At 62.5% G+C, this 15,231-nt stretch carries 16 protein-coding genes and 1 tRNA gene; 9 read left to right on the top strand and 8 right to left on the bottom strand.

Annotation, left to right across the window (positions count from 1 at the left end; translation table 11 throughout):
* Positions 1-219: 219 nt before the first annotated feature.
* The gene (nadA, locus tag SB756_RS24855; protein WP_019472564.1) at positions 220-1,278 is read left to right on the top strand and encodes a quinolinate synthase NadA; all 1,059 of its coding nucleotides are present in this window, start codon (positions 220-222) and stop codon (positions 1,276-1,278) included.
* A 116-nt stretch (positions 1,279-1,394) separates the two neighbouring features.
* On the opposite strand, the gene SB756_RS24850 is transcribed toward nadA, so the two are convergent.
* Positions 1,395-2,831, bottom strand: a complete 1,437-nt coding sequence (locus SB756_RS24850; RefSeq protein ID WP_049278115.1) for a M48 family metalloprotease — start codon at positions 2,829-2,831, stop codon at positions 1,395-1,397.
* 122 nt (positions 2,832-2,953) lie between these two features.
* Between SB756_RS24850 and SB756_RS24845 the strand changes: the two genes are divergently transcribed.
* Positions 2,954-3,193 carry a sulfurtransferase TusA family protein gene (locus tag SB756_RS24845; protein ID WP_016498337.1) on the top strand — a complete coding sequence of 80 codons (240 nt, stop codon included), beginning with the start codon at positions 2,954-2,956 and terminating at the stop codon, positions 3,191-3,193.
* Positions 3,194-3,213: 20 nt separating this feature from the next.
* A complete protein-coding gene (locus SB756_RS24840; protein WP_341796550.1) occupies positions 3,214-4,284 on the top strand; it encodes an AI-2E family transporter in 1,071 nt (356 codons plus the stop codon).
* Between the two features lie 120 nt (positions 4,285-4,404).
* On the opposite strand, the gene SB756_RS24835 is transcribed toward SB756_RS24840, so the two are convergent.
* Positions 4,405-4,878, bottom strand: coding sequence for a peroxiredoxin (locus SB756_RS24835; RefSeq protein ID WP_410912314.1), 474 nt, complete (start codon positions 4,876-4,878; stop codon positions 4,405-4,407).
* Positions 4,879-4,889: 11 nt separating this feature from the next.
* On the bottom strand, positions 4,890-5,453 hold the full coding sequence (locus SB756_RS24830; RefSeq protein WP_016488638.1) for a glycine cleavage system protein R: 564 nt from the start codon (positions 5,451-5,453) through the stop codon (positions 4,890-4,892).
* A 259-nt stretch (positions 5,454-5,712) separates the two neighbouring features.
* Here SB756_RS24830 and dapA point away from each other — a divergent pair, with 259 nt between their 5' ends.
* The 5 genes from dapA (at position 5,713) to SB756_RS24805 (ending at position 9,418) form a co-directional block, all read left to right on the top strand.
* Positions 5,713-6,600, top strand: coding sequence for a 4-hydroxy-tetrahydrodipicolinate synthase (dapA, locus tag SB756_RS24825; RefSeq protein ID WP_410912312.1), 888 nt, complete (start codon positions 5,713-5,715; stop codon positions 6,598-6,600).
* A gap of 15 nt (positions 6,601-6,615) precedes the next feature.
* Positions 6,616-7,737 (top strand): outer membrane protein assembly factor BamC, encoded by a 1,122-nt coding sequence (bamC, locus tag SB756_RS24820; protein WP_016498341.1) that lies wholly within the window; start codon positions 6,616-6,618, stop codon positions 7,735-7,737.
* Complete coding sequence (locus tag SB756_RS24815; protein ID WP_016488635.1) at positions 7,738-8,496, top strand: MBL fold metallo-hydrolase; 759 nt, start codon at positions 7,738-7,740, stop codon at positions 8,494-8,496.
* Positions 8,497-8,526: 30 nt separating this feature from the next.
* Positions 8,527-9,237, top strand: coding sequence for a phosphoribosylaminoimidazolesuccinocarboxamide synthase (purC, locus tag SB756_RS24810; protein ID WP_016498342.1), 711 nt, complete (start codon positions 8,527-8,529; stop codon positions 9,235-9,237).
* 91 nt (positions 9,238-9,328) lie between these two features.
* Positions 9,329-9,418, top strand: a tRNA-Ser gene (locus tag SB756_RS24805).
* A 53-nt stretch (positions 9,419-9,471) separates the two neighbouring features.
* Here the strand turns inward: SB756_RS24805 and SB756_RS24800 are convergent.
* The 3 genes from SB756_RS24800 to SB756_RS24790 all read right to left on the bottom strand — a co-directional run bounded on the left by SB756_RS24800 (position 9,472) and on the right by SB756_RS24790 (position 11,080).
* A complete protein-coding gene (locus SB756_RS24800; protein WP_061203443.1) occupies positions 9,472-9,744 on the bottom strand; it encodes a DUF3077 domain-containing protein in 273 nt (90 codons plus the stop codon).
* Between the two features lie 136 nt (positions 9,745-9,880).
* Positions 9,881-10,144, bottom strand: coding sequence for a hypothetical protein (locus SB756_RS24795; RefSeq protein WP_410912309.1), 264 nt, complete (start codon positions 10,142-10,144; stop codon positions 9,881-9,883).
* A 318-nt stretch (positions 10,145-10,462) separates the two neighbouring features.
* Complete coding sequence (locus tag SB756_RS24790) at positions 10,463-11,080, bottom strand: LysE family transporter (protein ID WP_410912307.1); 618 nt, start codon at positions 11,078-11,080, stop codon at positions 10,463-10,465.
* Positions 11,081-11,269: 189 nt separating this feature from the next.
* Here SB756_RS24790 and SB756_RS24785 point away from each other — a divergent pair, with 189 nt between their 5' ends.
* Complete coding sequence (locus SB756_RS24785) at positions 11,270-11,461, top strand: YhfL family protein (protein ID WP_003254720.1); 192 nt, start codon at positions 11,270-11,272, stop codon at positions 11,459-11,461.
* A gap of 88 nt (positions 11,462-11,549) precedes the next feature.
* On the opposite strand, the gene SB756_RS24780 is transcribed toward SB756_RS24785, so the two are convergent.
* Positions 11,550-13,991 carry a TonB-dependent siderophore receptor gene (locus SB756_RS24780; protein ID WP_410912306.1) on the bottom strand — a complete coding sequence of 814 codons (2,442 nt, stop codon included), beginning with the start codon at positions 13,989-13,991 and terminating at the stop codon, positions 11,550-11,552.
* A 273-nt stretch (positions 13,992-14,264) separates the two neighbouring features.
* Positions 14,265-15,230, bottom strand: a complete 966-nt coding sequence (locus SB756_RS24775; RefSeq protein ID WP_410912304.1) for a FecR domain-containing protein — start codon at positions 15,228-15,230, stop codon at positions 14,265-14,267.
* Position 15,231 lies beyond the last annotated feature (1 nt).

The raw sequence follows: 15,231 nt of genomic DNA, 5'->3' as shown, positions 1-15,231 counted from the left end.
ACCTGTGGGAGCGGGCATGCCCGCGAAGAGGCCAGCACAGGCAACACAAAAACCACTTTAGTAATCGCTGGATTGTCTGTAGCCTTCGGCCTCCGATAATAATCCGCGCCCGCAGAGGGCCGTGGCGGCCTGCGTACCGTCCGGCACCCTTAGCCGATCTGCCAGGGCCGGGTGATACACTCGATTTGACGCGCACGCGCGCCTGCAGGTCCAGCGATCATGACCCAGATTTCCGAACGCCTGTTGGTTCAGGCTCACCTCGACGCCAAGCAGCCCAACCCGCTGACAGCCGAGCAGGAGGCCGAATACCGTGCGGCCATCGCTGCCGAGCTCAAGGCTCAGAATGCCGTGCTGGTTGCCCACTATTACTGCGACCCGGTCATCCAGGCCCTGGCTGAGGAAACCGGCGGCTGCGTGTCCGACTCGCTGGAAATGGCCCGCTTCGGCAAGAATCACCCGGCCGAAACGGTGATCGTGGCCGGTGTGCGCTTCATGGGCGAGACCGCGAAAATCCTCACCCCGGAAAAGCGCGTGCTGATGCCAACCCTGGAGGCCACCTGCTCGCTTGACCTGGGCTGCCCGGTAGAAGAGTTCTCAGCCTTCTGCGACCAGCACCCTGAGCGCACCGTGGTGGTGTACGCCAACACTTCCGCTGCCGTGAAGGCCCGTGCCGACTGGGTGGTGACTTCAAGCTGCGCGCTGGAAATCGTCGAAAGCCTGATGGACAACGGCGAAACCATCATCTGGGGCCCGGACCAGCACCTGGGCCGTTATATCCAGAAGCAAACCGGTGCCGACATGCTGCTGTGGGACGGTGCCTGCATCGTCCACGAAGAGTTCAAGTCGCGCCAGCTGGCCGATATGAAGGCGCTGTACCCGGACGCAGCGATCCTGGTGCACCCTGAATCGCCAGAAGCGGTGATCGAGTTGGCCGATGCAGTGGGTTCCACCAGCCAGCTGATCAAGGCGGCGCAGACCCTACCGAACAAGACCTTCATCGTCGCCACCGACCGCGGCATCTTCTACAAGATGCAGCAGTTGTGCCCGGATAAAGAGTTTGTCGAAGCCCCTACCGCCGGCAACGGCGCGGCATGCCGCAGCTGTGCACATTGCCCGTGGATGGCGATGAACACCCTGGAGCGGGTGCTGGATTGCCTGCGTAATGGCAGCAACGAGATTTTTGTCGACCCGGCGCTGGTGCCCAAGGCGATCAAGCCGCTGAACCGCATGCTGGACTTCACCCAGGCGGCGCGCCTGAAGCTTTCCGGTAACGCCTGAAAATGCTGGGGCCGCTCTGCGGCCCATTCGCAGCACAAGGCTGCTCCTACAGGGGAATGCGATCTCTGTAGGAGCAGCCTTGTGCTGCGAATGGGGCGCAAAGCGCCCCCAGATTCTCAGCGCCCCATCATTTCCCGAACCATACGCTGCTGCTCCAGGATCTCGCGCTGGCGCTGGTCGATCTGCGACGCCAGCGGGAAGTTGCCACCCGCCCGGCGCTTGGCGTAATCCAGCTGCTGGATCGCCTGGTCAAAATCCCCTACCAACGTGAAGAACTCGGCACGTGCCCGGTGCAGGCCGATGGTATTGCCCGACAAACCCCGCACTTCTGCCATGTCGTACCAGACGTCCGGGTCATCCGGCCGGCTCTTGATCAACTCGTTCAATATCTTCTCCGCCTCGGCCGGCTTGCTCTGCTTCACCAGCAGATCGGCACGCACCTGTTTAAGCGGGTAGTTACCCGGGTACAGCCCCTGCATCCGCTCGGCCCGCTGCTGTGCGTCGGCCAGGCGGTTGTTGGTGATGTCCAGGTCGATCTGCGCCAGGTTGTAGGTGATGTCGTTGGGGGCCTTGGCCAGCAACGGCTTCAGGTTTTCGCGTGCTTCGTTCAGCTGGCCGCCCTTGATTTGCGCCAGGGCCAGGCCATAGCGTGCAGCGTCAAGTTTCGGGTCTTCGTCGAGCTGGGAGCGGAAGCGCTTGGCTGCCAGACCGGGTGTTTCTTCATAGGTCAGGGCCACGCGCGCGCGAATCAGCTGATAGCGCTGGCTGTCCTCGACACCGCCCTTGGGCGCCTGTTCGGCACGGTTGCGGGTGTCGGCGATACGCGATTCGGTCACCGGGTGAGTCAGCAGAAATTCCGGCGGCTTGGCGCCGTAGCGGTACTGCTGCGCCAGGCGTTCGAACATGGTGGGCATGTTGCGCGGGTCGTAACCGGCCTTTTCAAGGTTCTGGATGCCGATGCGGTCGGCTTCCTGTTCGTTCTGCCGCGAGAAGCGCCTCTGTTCCTGGATTGCCGCCGCCTGGGTGCCGGCAATCATGCCGATACCCGCATCGCCAGCGCCACCGGCAGCCAGCACGATACCCGCGAGCAAAGCCGCCATCATCGGCAGTTGCATGCGTTGCTGGGCTTCGACGCCACGGGCGAAGTGGCGTTGCGACAAGTGCGCCAGTTCGTGCGCCAGCACCGAGGCGTACTCGCCTTCGGTGCGGGCATTGAGGAACAGGCCGCCGTTGACCCCGACGATGCCGCCGGGGGCCGCGAAGGCGTTGAGTTCACGGCTGTCGATCAGGATGAATTCCAGGCGCCGGTCCTGCAGCTGGCTGGTTTCGGCCAGGCGGTACACGGTAGTCTCTACGTAGTCCTTGAGCTGAGGGTCGTTCAACTGGTTGACCTGGCCACGCAGCAGGCTCAGCCAGGCACGGCCCAGTTGGTGTTCCTGTTGCGGCGAGACGATCGCAGAGCTGGCGTCACCCAGTGATGGCAGGTCGTCAGCATGGCCGGGAAGGGCCATCAGGCAGGCCAGCGTCAGCAGGGTAGGGCGCAGTAGATTCATGCACGAAGCTCGCGTCGGTCAAAGATACCTACTGTAGCGGGCTCACACGTTGGCGACCAGTGGCGCTATCCTAGCCGACCCTGTGAAGCAGCAACCCGGCAATGCCTTAGGAGAGCCCCGCGATGAGTGACACCCTGACCTGCGACGCCGAACTGGACGCCAGCGGGCTGAATTGCCCTTTGCCGCTGCTCAAGGCCAAGATGGAGCTCAATCGCCTGGCCAGCGGCGCGGTGCTGAAGGTGATCGCCACCGACGCCGGTTCCCAGCGCGACTTCCGCACTTTCGCCAAGCTGGCCGGTCATACCCTGCTGCAGGAAACGGCTGAGGCCGGCACCTATACCTACTGGCTGCGCAAGGCCTGAGTCTTTTCCAAGGATCGTCAATGTTCAAAGTGCTTCGCGACTGGATGCACCGCTACTTCTCCGATGAAGAAGCGGTGGTGCTGGCGGTGCTGCTGTTCCTGGCTTTTACCGCTGTGCTCACCCTGGGCGGCATGCTCGCGCCGGTGCTGGCGGGCATGGTGCTGGCGTTCCTGATGCAGGGGCTGGTCAATGCCCTGGAGCGGCTGCGGGTACCGACCCGGCTGGCAGTGATGCTGGTCTTTGCCCTGTTTATGGGGGCGCTGGCGGTGTTCATGCTGGTGCTGGTGCCGCTGCTGTGGCACCAGCTGATTACCCTGTTCAACGAGCTGCCGGGCATGCTCGGCAAGTGGCAGTCGTTGCTGTTGCTGTTGCCCGAGCGCTACCCGCACCTGGTGTCGGACGAGCAGGTGCTGCACGCCATCGAGTCGGTGCGCGGGGAAATCGGCAAGTTCGGGCAGTGGGCGTTGACCTTTTCGCTGTCGAGCCTGCCGTTGCTGGTCAACGCCATGATCTACCTGGTACTGGTGCCGATTCTGGTGTTCTTCTTCCTCAAGGACCGCGAACTGATCGGCCGTTGGGTCAGTGGCTACCTGCCCACCCAACGCACCTTGCTGAACCGGGTGGGCAGCGAGATGAACCGGCAGATTGCCAACTACATTCGCGGCAAGGGCATTGAAATCCTGATCTGCGGCATTGCCACCTACATCGCCTTCATCAGCCTGGGGCTCAACTATGCCGCGCTGCTGGCGCTACTGGTGGGGCTGTCGGTGGTGGTGCCGTATGTGGGCGCGGTGGTGGTGACGGTACCGGTGACACTGATTGCGCTGTTCCAGTGGGGCTGGGGCGACCAGTTCATCTACCTGATGACGGTGTACGCGATCATCCAGGCGCTGGACGGCAACGTGCTGGTACCGCTCCTGTTCTCCGAGGCCGTGAGCCTGCACCCGGTGGCGATCATTTGCGCGGTATTGCTGTTTGGCGGGTTGTGGGGGTTCTGGGGGATCTTCTTCGCCATCCCGCTGGCGACGCTGATCAAGGCCGTGCTGGATGCCTGGCCGCGGCAGGAGCCTAGCGTTTCGCCGTTGCTTTGATGCAACTGGGGCCGCTTTGCGGCCCATTCGCAGCACAAGGCTGCTCCTACAAGGTCATGCGCAGTCCCTGTAGGAGCAGCCTTGTGCTGCGAATGGGCTGCAAAGCGGCCCCCGTCAATCTCAAGCCTTGTTCAAGGCCTGGGCAGCCGCCAGCACGGCATCCACATGCCCCGGCACCTTCACCCCACGCCATTCCTGGCGCAGCACACCGTCCTTGTCGATCAGGAAGGTGCTGCGGTCAACGCCCATGTATTCCTTGCCGTACAGCTTCTTCAGCTTGATCACGTCAAACAGCTGGCACAGGGCCTCGTCCTTGTCGCTGATCAGCTCGAACGGGAAGCCTTGCTTGGTCTTGAAGTTCTCGTGCGACTTGATGCCATCGCGCGATACCCCGAACACCACGGTGTTGGCTGCGGCAAAGGCGTCGTGCTGGTCACGGAACCCCTGGCCTTCGGTGGTGCAGCCCGGCGTGCTGTCCTTCGGGTAGAAGTACACCACCACTTGCTGGCCCTTGAGCCCGGCCAGGCTGACGGTCTGCCCGCTGGTGGCCTGGGCCTGGAAGTCGGCAACGGGTTGGTCGAGTGCTACAGCCATGGTCGGTTTCCTTACATTGGGTTCTGTGGACGCCAAGGCTCGATCAGCGCATCGAGGTTCAGGGCGTCGGCAAAGTCCAGGAACTGGTCACGTAGCCAGCTGATCTGGGTGCCGGCCGGCAAGATCACCGTGAATTGGGCGTTGAGCATGCTGCTGCCGGTCTGCGGCGCCAGGTAGGTGTCGCAGGTCATGGCTTCAAGCTCGACGCGGTGGTCGAGGAAGAACTGGCACAGCTCGTTGATGATGTCCGGGCGGTAGGCGGCGCTGACATAAGCCACGTACGGCAGGGCCTGCGGGCGCACTTCCTGGTCGGCGCTGCGCACTACGTCCAGGGTCAGGCCGTGCTTCTTGCCCAGGCCCGGCAGGGTGGATTCGAGGCGCGCCAGGGCGTCCCAGCTGCCGCCCACTTGCAGCACCAGGGCGCTGGTCTCGCCATGGCGGCTCAGGCGCGAGGTGACCACCGCGCAGCGGTTTTCGAAGGCGGCGCGGCTGAGGACGTTGGCCAGCTCCATGGGATTCGGTCCCAGGGCACTGATGACAAGGAATTGTTCGCGAACAGTGGTGGGGGTGGACATGCAGCATTCCTAAAGCGATGAGCGGTCGGTGCAGGACGGTCAAAAGCCTCCTGTCGGCAGGGCCCGGGGCTCGCATGCGAGGTCTTGGACGCTGGCGGGGAGCAAGGTCGACGGCCCGGCGGGCCGCGCTGCACCGATCAAAGGGTCAAGGGTAGCGAAATAAGGCGCCGAGGGGAATGCTCCGCCCGCCTGCTTCGCTTGTGCAAGGTCGATGCCCCCAGTACCATTACCGCTCTCTTTTTCCGGCAGGAGCAGTTACATGATTGCGGGCAGTATGGTGGCATTGGTCACACCCATGGATGCACAAGGGCGTGTTGACTGGGGCAGCCTCGACAAACTTGTAGACTTCCACCTGGAAAACGGCACCCATGCGATCGTCGCTGTCGGCACCACCGGTGAGTCCGCCACACTGGATGTCGAAGAGCACATCCTGGTCATCAAGCACGTGGTCGAGCGCGTCAAGCGCAGCAGCCGCAGCGTACCGGTCATCGCTGGCACCGGTGCCAACTCCACTGCCGAAGCCGTGCACCTGACCCAAAACGCCAAGAGCGCCGGTGCCGACGCCTGCCTGCTGGTCGTGCCTTATTACAACAAGCCGACGCAAGAAGGCCTGTACCAGCACTTCAAGCACATTGCCGAAGCCGTCGACATCCCGCAGATCCTCTACAACGTACCCGGCCGTACCTCCTGCGACATGCAGGCCGAGACCGTGATTCGCCTGTCGACCGTGCCGAACATCATCGGCATCAAGGAAGCCACCGGCGACCTGGTCCGCGCCAAGGCAATCCTCGATGGCGTCAGCAAAGATTTCCTCGTCCTGTCCGGCGATGACCCGACTGCCGTCGAGCTGATCCTGATGGGCGGCAAGGGCAATATCTCCGTTACTGCCAATGTCGCCCCCCGCGAAATGGCCGACCTGTGCGAGGCCGCCCTTGCGGGCGATGCCGAGAAGGCCCGCGCAATCAACGAAAAACTCATGCCCCTGCACAAAGACCTGTTCTGCGAAGCCAACCCGATCCCTGTGAAATGGGCGCTGGTCGAAATGGGCCTGATGCACAAAGGCATTCGCCTGCCACTGACCTGGCTGAGCGAAAGCTGCCACGAAAAAGTCCGTACTGCCTTGCGCCAGTCCGGCGTACTGGTTTAAGAGGAAGTACACCGCATGAAGCGATTGGCTGGTCTTTCCGCCCTTGCCCTGATTATCTCCAGCACCAGTGGGTGTGGCTGGCTGTGGGGCGAGGATGGCTATTTCCGCGACCGCGGCAGCGATTACCTGCAGGCGCACCCGACCGCGCCGATGCAACTGCCGCCGGACGCTAGCAACGTCAAACGCCTTGACCCGCTGCTGCCGATCCCGCGTAACGTCGCTGACGACAACGTCGCTGGCGAGTTCGAAGTGCCGCGCCCGCAGCCGCTGACCGGTGGCGCCGCCCAGGTAACCGACTATAGCCTGCAGCGCAGCGGCAGCAGCCGTTGGGTACTGGCCCAGCATTCGCCTGCCGAGGTGTGGCCAGTGGCCCGCCAGTTCTTCGAGGATAACGGCTTCCGCATTGCTGAAGAGCGCCCGCAGACCGGTGAATTCAACACCACCTGGCAGCGTTTCGACGAACTGTCGGCATCGCTTGGCCAGCGCCTGGCCAGCACCGCCAGCAGCGGTGACAGCGAAGTGCGCGTCCGTGTGCGCATGGAGCCTGGCGTGCAGCGCAACACCTCCGAGGTATACGTGGTCAGCGTCGAGCGCCCGGCCGGCAGCACTGCCGAGCCAGGGTTCCCGTCCACGTCCAGCAACACCGGCGCCGATGCCCTGCTGGTCGACGAAATGCTTGCCAGCATGAACCGCAGCGCCGAGAAAGGCGGTTCGGTGTCGCTGTTGGCCGCGCGCGATTTCGACGCGCCAAGCCGCGTCAGCCTGAGCGAAGACGGCAGCGGTAACCCGGTGCTGTACCTGGGCTCCGACCTGGATCGCGCCTGGTCTGGCGTGGGCCGTGCCCTGGAGCAGGGTGGCGAGTGGCGTGTCGAAGACATCAACCGCAGCCTGGGCCTGTACTACATCAACCTGTCGGAAAAGCCTGATGACAAGCAGAACCAGCCTGGCTTCTTCGGCCGCATGTTCGGCAGCGAGCCGACCAAGGAAGAGCGTGAAGCCCGTGCCGAGCGCTATCAGGTTCGCCTGAGCAAGGTGGGTGAGAGCGTGCAGGTCACGGTCGAGAAAAACATCAACACCGTGGCTCCGGCCGATGTCGCCCGCCGCGTGCTGAGCGCCATTCAGGACCACCTGGGCTAAGTGCGCTTCGCGGTACTCGGAAGCGGCAGCCAAGGGAACGGCACGCTGATCGCCAGTGGTGACACGTTCATCCTGGTTGATTGCGGCTTTTCCCTGCGTGAAACCGAGCGGCGCCTGGCGCTGCTCGGCGTTTCGGCGGCCCAGCTCAGCGCGGTACTGGTCACCCACGAACATGCCGACCACGTGCATGGGGTCGGCTTGCTGTCACGGCGCTACAATGTACCGGTCTACCTCAGCCAAGGGACGTTGCGCGGCATGCGCAAGCCGGTGGAGGTGGCCGGTTTTCTCGCGTGTGGCCAAAGCCTGCGTATCGGCAGCCTGGAAGTGACCGCAGCGCGGGTCGAGCACGACGCCTACGAGCCGCTGCAATACGTGATCAGCGACGGCCAGCGGCGCTTCGGCATGCTGACCGACCTGGGCTCGTACGACGCGCTGTTGCTGGAGCGTTATCAGGGCCTGGATGCACTGCTGATCGAGGCCAACCACTGCCGCGACCTGCTGGCACGCGGTCACTACCCGGTCTTCCTGAAGCAGCGGGTAGGTGGCATGCAAGGGCATTTGAACAATCACCAGGCCGCGCGCCTGGTGCACGAGTTGGGCTGGAGCAACCTGCAACACCTGGTGCTGGCCCACCTCAGCAGCAAGAACAACCTGCCACACTTGGCCCGCCAGTGCTTCGTCGACACCTTAGGGTGCGACCCGGACTGGCTCCAGGTGGCGAATCAGGAACACGGGCTCGACTGGCGCGAAATCGCCTAGCCCAACACCTCAAGCAAGCGGAGCCCAATCATGGAAAAACGCGACGAACTCTACCGCGGCAAGGCCAAATCGGTTTACAAGACCGACGACGCCGACCGCTTGATCCTGCTGTTCCGTAACGACACTTCGGCGTTCGACGGCAAGCGCATCGAACAACTCGACCGCAAAGGCACGGTGAACAACAAGTTCAACGCCTTCATCATGCAGAAACTGGAAGAAGCCGGCGTGCCGACCCAGTTCGACAAGCTGCTGGGCGACAACGAGTGCCTGGTGAAGAAGCTGGACATGATCCCGGTCGAATGCGTAGTGCGTAACTACGCTGCCGGCAGCCTGGTCAAGCGCCTGGGCGTGGAGGAGGGCATCAAGCTGGAGCCGTCCACCTTCGAACTGTTCCTGAAGAACGACGAGAAGGGCGACCCCTTCATCAACGAATCCCACGTTGTCGCGTTCGGCTGGGGCACCGCCGAGCAGCTGGTCGAAATGAAAAAGCTGTCGCTGAAGGTCAACGAGGTGCTGACCAAGCTGTTCGATGACGCCGGCCTGCTGCTGGTCGACTTCAAGCTGGAGTTCGGCGTATTCCACGGCCAGATCGTGCTGGGCGACGAGTTCAGCCCGGACGGCTGCCGCCTGTGGGACAAAGAAACCCGCAAGAAGATGGACAAGGACCGTTTCCGTCAGGGCCTGGGCGACGTGATCGAAGCCTACGAAGAAGTTGCCAAGCGCCTGGGCGTGCCTCTGTAAGCGGCGCGTTCACGCAAGCGCCTGATACCACGCGATTTTTTTTAAAAAAAGGTTTGCGTTTTAAAAGAACGCTGGTATGATGCGCGGCATTGGAGAGATGCCGGAGTGGTCGAACGGGACGGATTCGAAATCCGTTGTACTGGCAACAGTACCTAGGGTTCAAATCCCTATCTCTCCGCCATACAAGATAAAGCCCCTGGAAGCGAAAGCTTTCAGGGGCTTTTTCGTTGTGCCTTACTTTTTCATCATTCCCAATTCAGCATCATCCAGCAGCGCCTTGGCCATCGCGCTGAGGTAGTGCGAGGCCCAGATCAGTTTCTGGTCGCCGTCCATCAGGCCGGTGATGATCAGGTCGCGCACGTACCCCATCAGTTCGGAAGCCTGTTCGCGGGCTTCCTGGCAGGGGATGCCGGGTTCGATGCGGAACAGCGGGTGGGTGTTGTTTTCGCCTTGGTAGAAGCAGGTCTTGCCGACTGTGGTGGGTTCTTGTGTGTTGTCGGTGGGCATTGATTTGTTTCCCTGGGTTCTGGGTTGCCTGGGCTGGCCTCTTCGCGGGTGAACCCGCTCCCACAGGTGCTGTGCAGTGCCTGAGGGCGGAGATAACCCTGTGGGAGCGGCTTTAGCCGCGAAGAGGCCTGGCCTGCTAGTGCAAGGTGTACGGCTCACTGGGTAAGTGCGGCCGCATCTGCAATTGCATCAATGCCGACTCGACCAGGCTCTGTACCTCCTCCATTTCATGGATGACGGCCTGCATCACAATCGAACTGTGGGCAGTAGGCTTGAGTTGCACAGATTGGCGGGCGACGGACAGGGCGCAGAGTACGTACTCTGAGGACTGGACCAGGGTGTCTTGCAGGACCTGCGTGGAATCGAGGGTGTAGGGTGGATCGGGGACCATCTTGCGCATGTAAGCTCCTTGGGTAGTGGAGCCGCCTGGCAACGCTGTCAAACGAATGGAGGCAGCTATACATGGGTTGACAGACCGGTACCCAAGGACCCGGCGCACACGAATGTGCCCCATGCACAGCTGCCATTAAGCGCTGCAACGGAAACTTGAGTAGTCGGCCTGTCAAAGCCGGTCGCTGATTTCACAACGACAAGCCGAGACTAGAGCGCGACCGGATCCGTCGCAACAGTTTGAGCGGGTTGGCAGTATGTTTGGGAAACGCCCTACAAGGAAGGGAATAATTCTGAGTTCAAGTTGTAGAACATGGTCTGGCCTTGCTCAGCGCATCGCCGCCAACTTGATACCAAACCCTATCAGACAAGCCCCCGCCAGCCGCTCGAACAGGTTGCTGATTCGTGGGTTGGCGCGCATGCGTTCAGCCAGCTGATGGGTCAGCACCACGGCAATCAGCCCATACGCGAAGGTCACCACCGCCACCGTCGCAGCCATGAAACCGAACGTCACCAGCCCCTGGTGCTTCACCGGGTCGACGAACAGCGGGAAAAACGCCATGTAGAACATGATCGCCTTGGGGTTGAGCAGGGTGATCATCATGGTCTGGCGCAGGTACTGGCCGTTGTCCATGCGGCAGGCGTGGGCAGCGCCACCGGGTTTGCTCAGGAGCATGCGCAGGCCCAGGTACGCCAGGTACGCAGCACCGGCCCATTGCACCATGTGGAAGGCCGTGGGGTAGGTGGCCAGCAGGGTGGCGACACCGGCTACCGCCAGCCACAGCAGCACCTGGTCACCCACGATCACCCCAAGTGTCGCGGCCAGGCCAGCCTTGATACCGCCCTTGCCGGTGGCGGTGATCAGGGCGAAATTGCCTGGGCCGGGGATGGCCAGCAGAATGATGAAGGCGATGACGAATGCGCCGTAGTCGGTAACGCCGAGCATGGTGAGTTCCTGTTGGGCAATACGAAGGCAGTGCCCTGAACTATCGTCGGCGAAGGCGCGCTTTACAACCTGTTGTTGCACAATTGCAACGAACTTGTGCCAGGTACGACTTGGATCCAATGGGAGGAGTCTGTATCATCCCGCGGCCATCAGACGATGGTCGAAGATGATTCATTTAAAGGACTTAGTATGAAAAAGCTGTTCAAGGCCACCGTAGCCGTTGCCGTTGTTTCGGGTGTTGCCCTGCTGTCGGGTTGCACTGGCCAAGTTTACAACCAACCGAAAAACTGCACTTACGACTACCTGTTCCACCCTTCGGTTTCCATCTCCAAGATCATCGGTGGCTGCGGCCCGATCGATAAACTGCCTCAGCAGCAGTAATCTTGGCGGTACCCTGATCGCGACGCTTGCGACGGGATCCAGGGCCCCCGGTCATGTAAATGGCCGGGGGCTTTTGTTTGTGGGCCACTTACCAGCGCAGCGACACGGTTCCCAGCAGCGTGCGCTCTTCACCCCAGTAGCAACGGCCGGCGTTGTTGCAGCCTGCCACATACTCTTTGTCGAACAGGTTGCGGGCGTTGACTTCGACCGACCAGTTTTCGTCGATTTCATAGCCCACCTTGGCATCCACCAGCGTCACGTCACCGGTATCCAGCTTGCCGTACAGGCTTGCCGGGGTATAGGCGAAGGTACTGTCGAAGTGGCGTACGCCGCCCCCGATCTGCAAGCCTTTGAGCAGGCCGTCACGGAAGCGATACGTGCTCCACACCGACGCCTGGTTGCGTGGCACGCCGGTCATCTGGTGGTCTTCATACAGCGACCCGGCCGCGTCCTTGGTAATGCGCGAATCGGTGTAGGTGTAGGCAGCGGTGAGGTTGAGGTTTTCGCTCAGGTCGCTGTTAAGTTCCAGCTCCACGCCCTTGGCCCGGCTGGCACCGATCTGGCGGTAGTCACCCACGGCGGAATCGAACAGCACATCGTCCTTCTTGCGCAGGTCGTACACCGATGCGGTGAAGGCGGTGTTCCAGCCTTTGGGCTCGTACTTGATACCCACTTCGTACTGCTCGCTGGTGGTCGGGTCCAGCGGGCCGCTCTTGCTTTCGGTCTGTTGGGTAGGGGCAAAGGCGGTGGAGTAGCTGAAGTACGGCGACAGGCCGTTCTCAAACTGGTACATCACCCCGGTCTGCCAGGTGAACTTGCTGTCCCAACTGTTCATGTCGGCTTGTGCGTTAAGGGTGCCGGCTTTGTTGCGGAACTGGCTGTTGACCCGGTCCAGTCGCCCGCCCAACAGCAGTACCCAGTTGTCGACCTTGGTTTGCAGCTGGCTGTAGAGGCCGTACATGGTCTGATCGAGCAAGGCGTTCTGCACATGCAGGGGCGTGCTTGGCTTGCCGTTCCAGACCGGGTCGAACACATTGATGGTGCCGCCATTGCCCGCGTCCCAATCCTGGTTGAACGATGTGCGGTCCAGGCTTGCCCCCACCAGGAAGGTATGGTCGAACGCGCCGCTGCTGAAGTGGCCTTCGAACTGGTTGTCCAGCGAGTAGGCGATGGACTTGTTGTAGCGGTCGTACGCGGTGTTGCTCAGGGTGGTGCCGAAGCCACCGTTGTTCAGGCTGCCTGGCCACATTTCCTGGCGGTCGATGCGCGACTGCAGGTAGCGCGAGTTCTGGCGGAACTGCCAGGTGTCGTTGAAACGGTGGCTGAACTCGTAGCCCAGGCTCCAGGTTTCCCGTTCGAAGTTGTCCCAGTCCGGGTTGCCGGACAGCTGGTCCTTGTCGATCTTGCCGTTGGGGTTGTGCAGCAGGGTGCCGGCGGCCGGGTAACCGAGCTCCATCAAGGTGCGGTCGCGCTGGTAGGTGGCCAGCACGGTCAGGCTGTTGAAGTCGTCGAAGTTCAACGTCAGCGATGGCGCGATGTACATGCGGTCGTCGGGCTGATGGTCGACCTGAGTGTCAGACTTGCGCCCCAACATCACCAGGCGGCCGAGAACATTGCCCTCATCGGTTAGCGGGCCGGAAACGTCGACACCCAACTGGCGGCGGTTGTGCGAGCCATAGCTCATTTGCACTTCGCCGCGCGCGTCGGCAGTAGGCCGTTTGCTGACCAGGTTGACCACGCCACCCGGGGCGTTTTCGCCATACAGGATCGAAGTCGGGCCGCGGAACACTTCCACCCGCTCCAGGCCGTAGGGCTCGCTACTGGTGTCATACCGGTTGCCCTGCACCCGCAGGCCATCGCGCAGCAGGCCATAGCCATAGTCGGTGGCGTTGAAGCCACGGATGAAGAACAGGTCACCCGCTTGGCCGTCACCGCCGGCAAACGGCGGGGAGAAAATGCCTGGGACATAGCCCAGCACCTCGGTAAGGGTTTGCGATTGCTGGTCATCCATGCGCTGGCGGGTTACCACCGAAACCGAGCGCGGGGTGTCAGCCAGGGCGCTGCTGGTTTTGCTGGCGGTGGCACTGGCGACGGCGCGGTAGCCGCTATCGCCCTGGCCGTTGCTGGCGACCAGGGTAGCGGCGCTGATCGACGTGGCATCCAGTTGCAGGGCGGTGCCATCGGCAAGCGGTTGCAGCACATAACCCGTGCTGCCTTGGGGCACGGCTTGCAGGCCGCTGCCCTGTAGCAGCCGGGCCAGGCCTTGGGCGACGCTGAAGCGGCCTTGCAGCCCCAGGCTGGTCTTGCCGGCGGCCAGTTCGTTGCTGCCGGCCAGGTAGATACCGGCCTGGCTGCTGAACTGGTTGAGGGCGCTGGTGAGCGAGCCGGGTGCGATGTTGAAGCGGGTTTCGGCGTTGGCCGCCTGTTCGGCGTGGGCCAGGGTTGCCGGCAACATCAGTGGCGCGGCGGCAAAAAGCGAAAGTGGCGCGGCAAGCGCCAGGCGGAGCGCGGGGTGGAAGGGCGTCGGCATGCTGGTCTCTGGAATCGGTAGGGTGAGTTGGAAGCGCTATGCCGGGTTAACCGAACGAGATTGGAAAAAGGGAACTGATTTGGCAGATTTTTTATGGGTTGGCGCTGATGGACGTGGGTAGCACCATCACTCAGGCTACCGCGTCCCTGTGTAGGACCAGCCTTGTGCTGCGAAGAGGCCACTGCAGCCGAAGATAATCTTTAGCCTTACCGGCCTCTTCGCAGCACAAGGCTGCTCCTACAGGGCTTGTGTTTGCCTTGAAACAGGTGCCAATCAGGCAGGCTCGACTGTGACCCACCACGGCGTCAGCCGCTGCACCCGCACCGGCAACGCGGCTTGCAACAAGGCCAGCGCGCGGTCGGTATCGTTGAGCGGGAAGGCGCCCATCACCGACAGCTTGGCGACATCCGGGTGCCAACCCAGGTGCCCGTGGCGATAGCGCCCCAGCGTTTGCAGCAAATGCGCCAATGGCATGTCTTCGGCATTGAGACGGTGATAAATCCACGACTCGCCGGCGCTTTGGGCTGGGCGGGTGTTGCTGATTGCCTGAGCGCTGAAGTCCACCTGCTGGCCTGCTGGCACGATGCAGCGCTCGCCGTTTTGAGCCGTGCACACCTCGACAGCGCCGGCGTATACAGCCAGCCGGGTATTTTCGCCCAGCTGGCAAGCTGCAAAGCGTGTTCCCAGCGCCTGCATGCGCCCTTGCGCAGTGTCGACGAAGAACGGGCGGCGCGGGTCGTGGGCAGTTTCCACCAGCAGCTCGCCAAAGCGCAGCCGCAGTACCCGGCTGAGGGTGGAAAACTCCATGTCCACGGCGCTCTGCGCCCCCAGCCACAACTGGCTGCCATCGGCCAGCCGGGTTTGGCGAGTTTCACCGATGCCGGTGGCCATGTCGGCATCCCAGCCCGACAACGGGGCACCGTGCCACGCCCGCCAGCCAAGCAGCGAGCTGGCGCCAAGCACCAGCAGCGACTTGAGCCCGGTGCGCCGGCTGAAGCGACGCGCGTCGTGCTCACGCAGTGCCCGGCCCGCAGCGGCGCCTTCGGCCTGCAACGGGGCAAAACGCTGGCCGACCCGTTGCACATAGTGCCAGGCCGCCTGATGGTCGCCGTGCTGGTCAAACCAGTGTCGCCACTGCGTGTGCAACTGCGGTGCGGCGTTTTCGTCCTGTAACTGCACGTACCAGTGCGCGGCCTGCTGCAGGCTGGCGTGGCTGAGTTTTTGCGCGGGCGCGGTCATG

It is taken from the genome of Pseudomonas sp. SIMBA_068 (assembly GCF_046534705.1).
In the GTDB taxonomy this organism is placed as follows: domain Bacteria; phylum Pseudomonadota; class Gammaproteobacteria; order Pseudomonadales; family Pseudomonadaceae; genus Aquipseudomonas; species Aquipseudomonas putida.
This window is presented reverse-complemented; position numbering and strand designations above follow the sequence as displayed.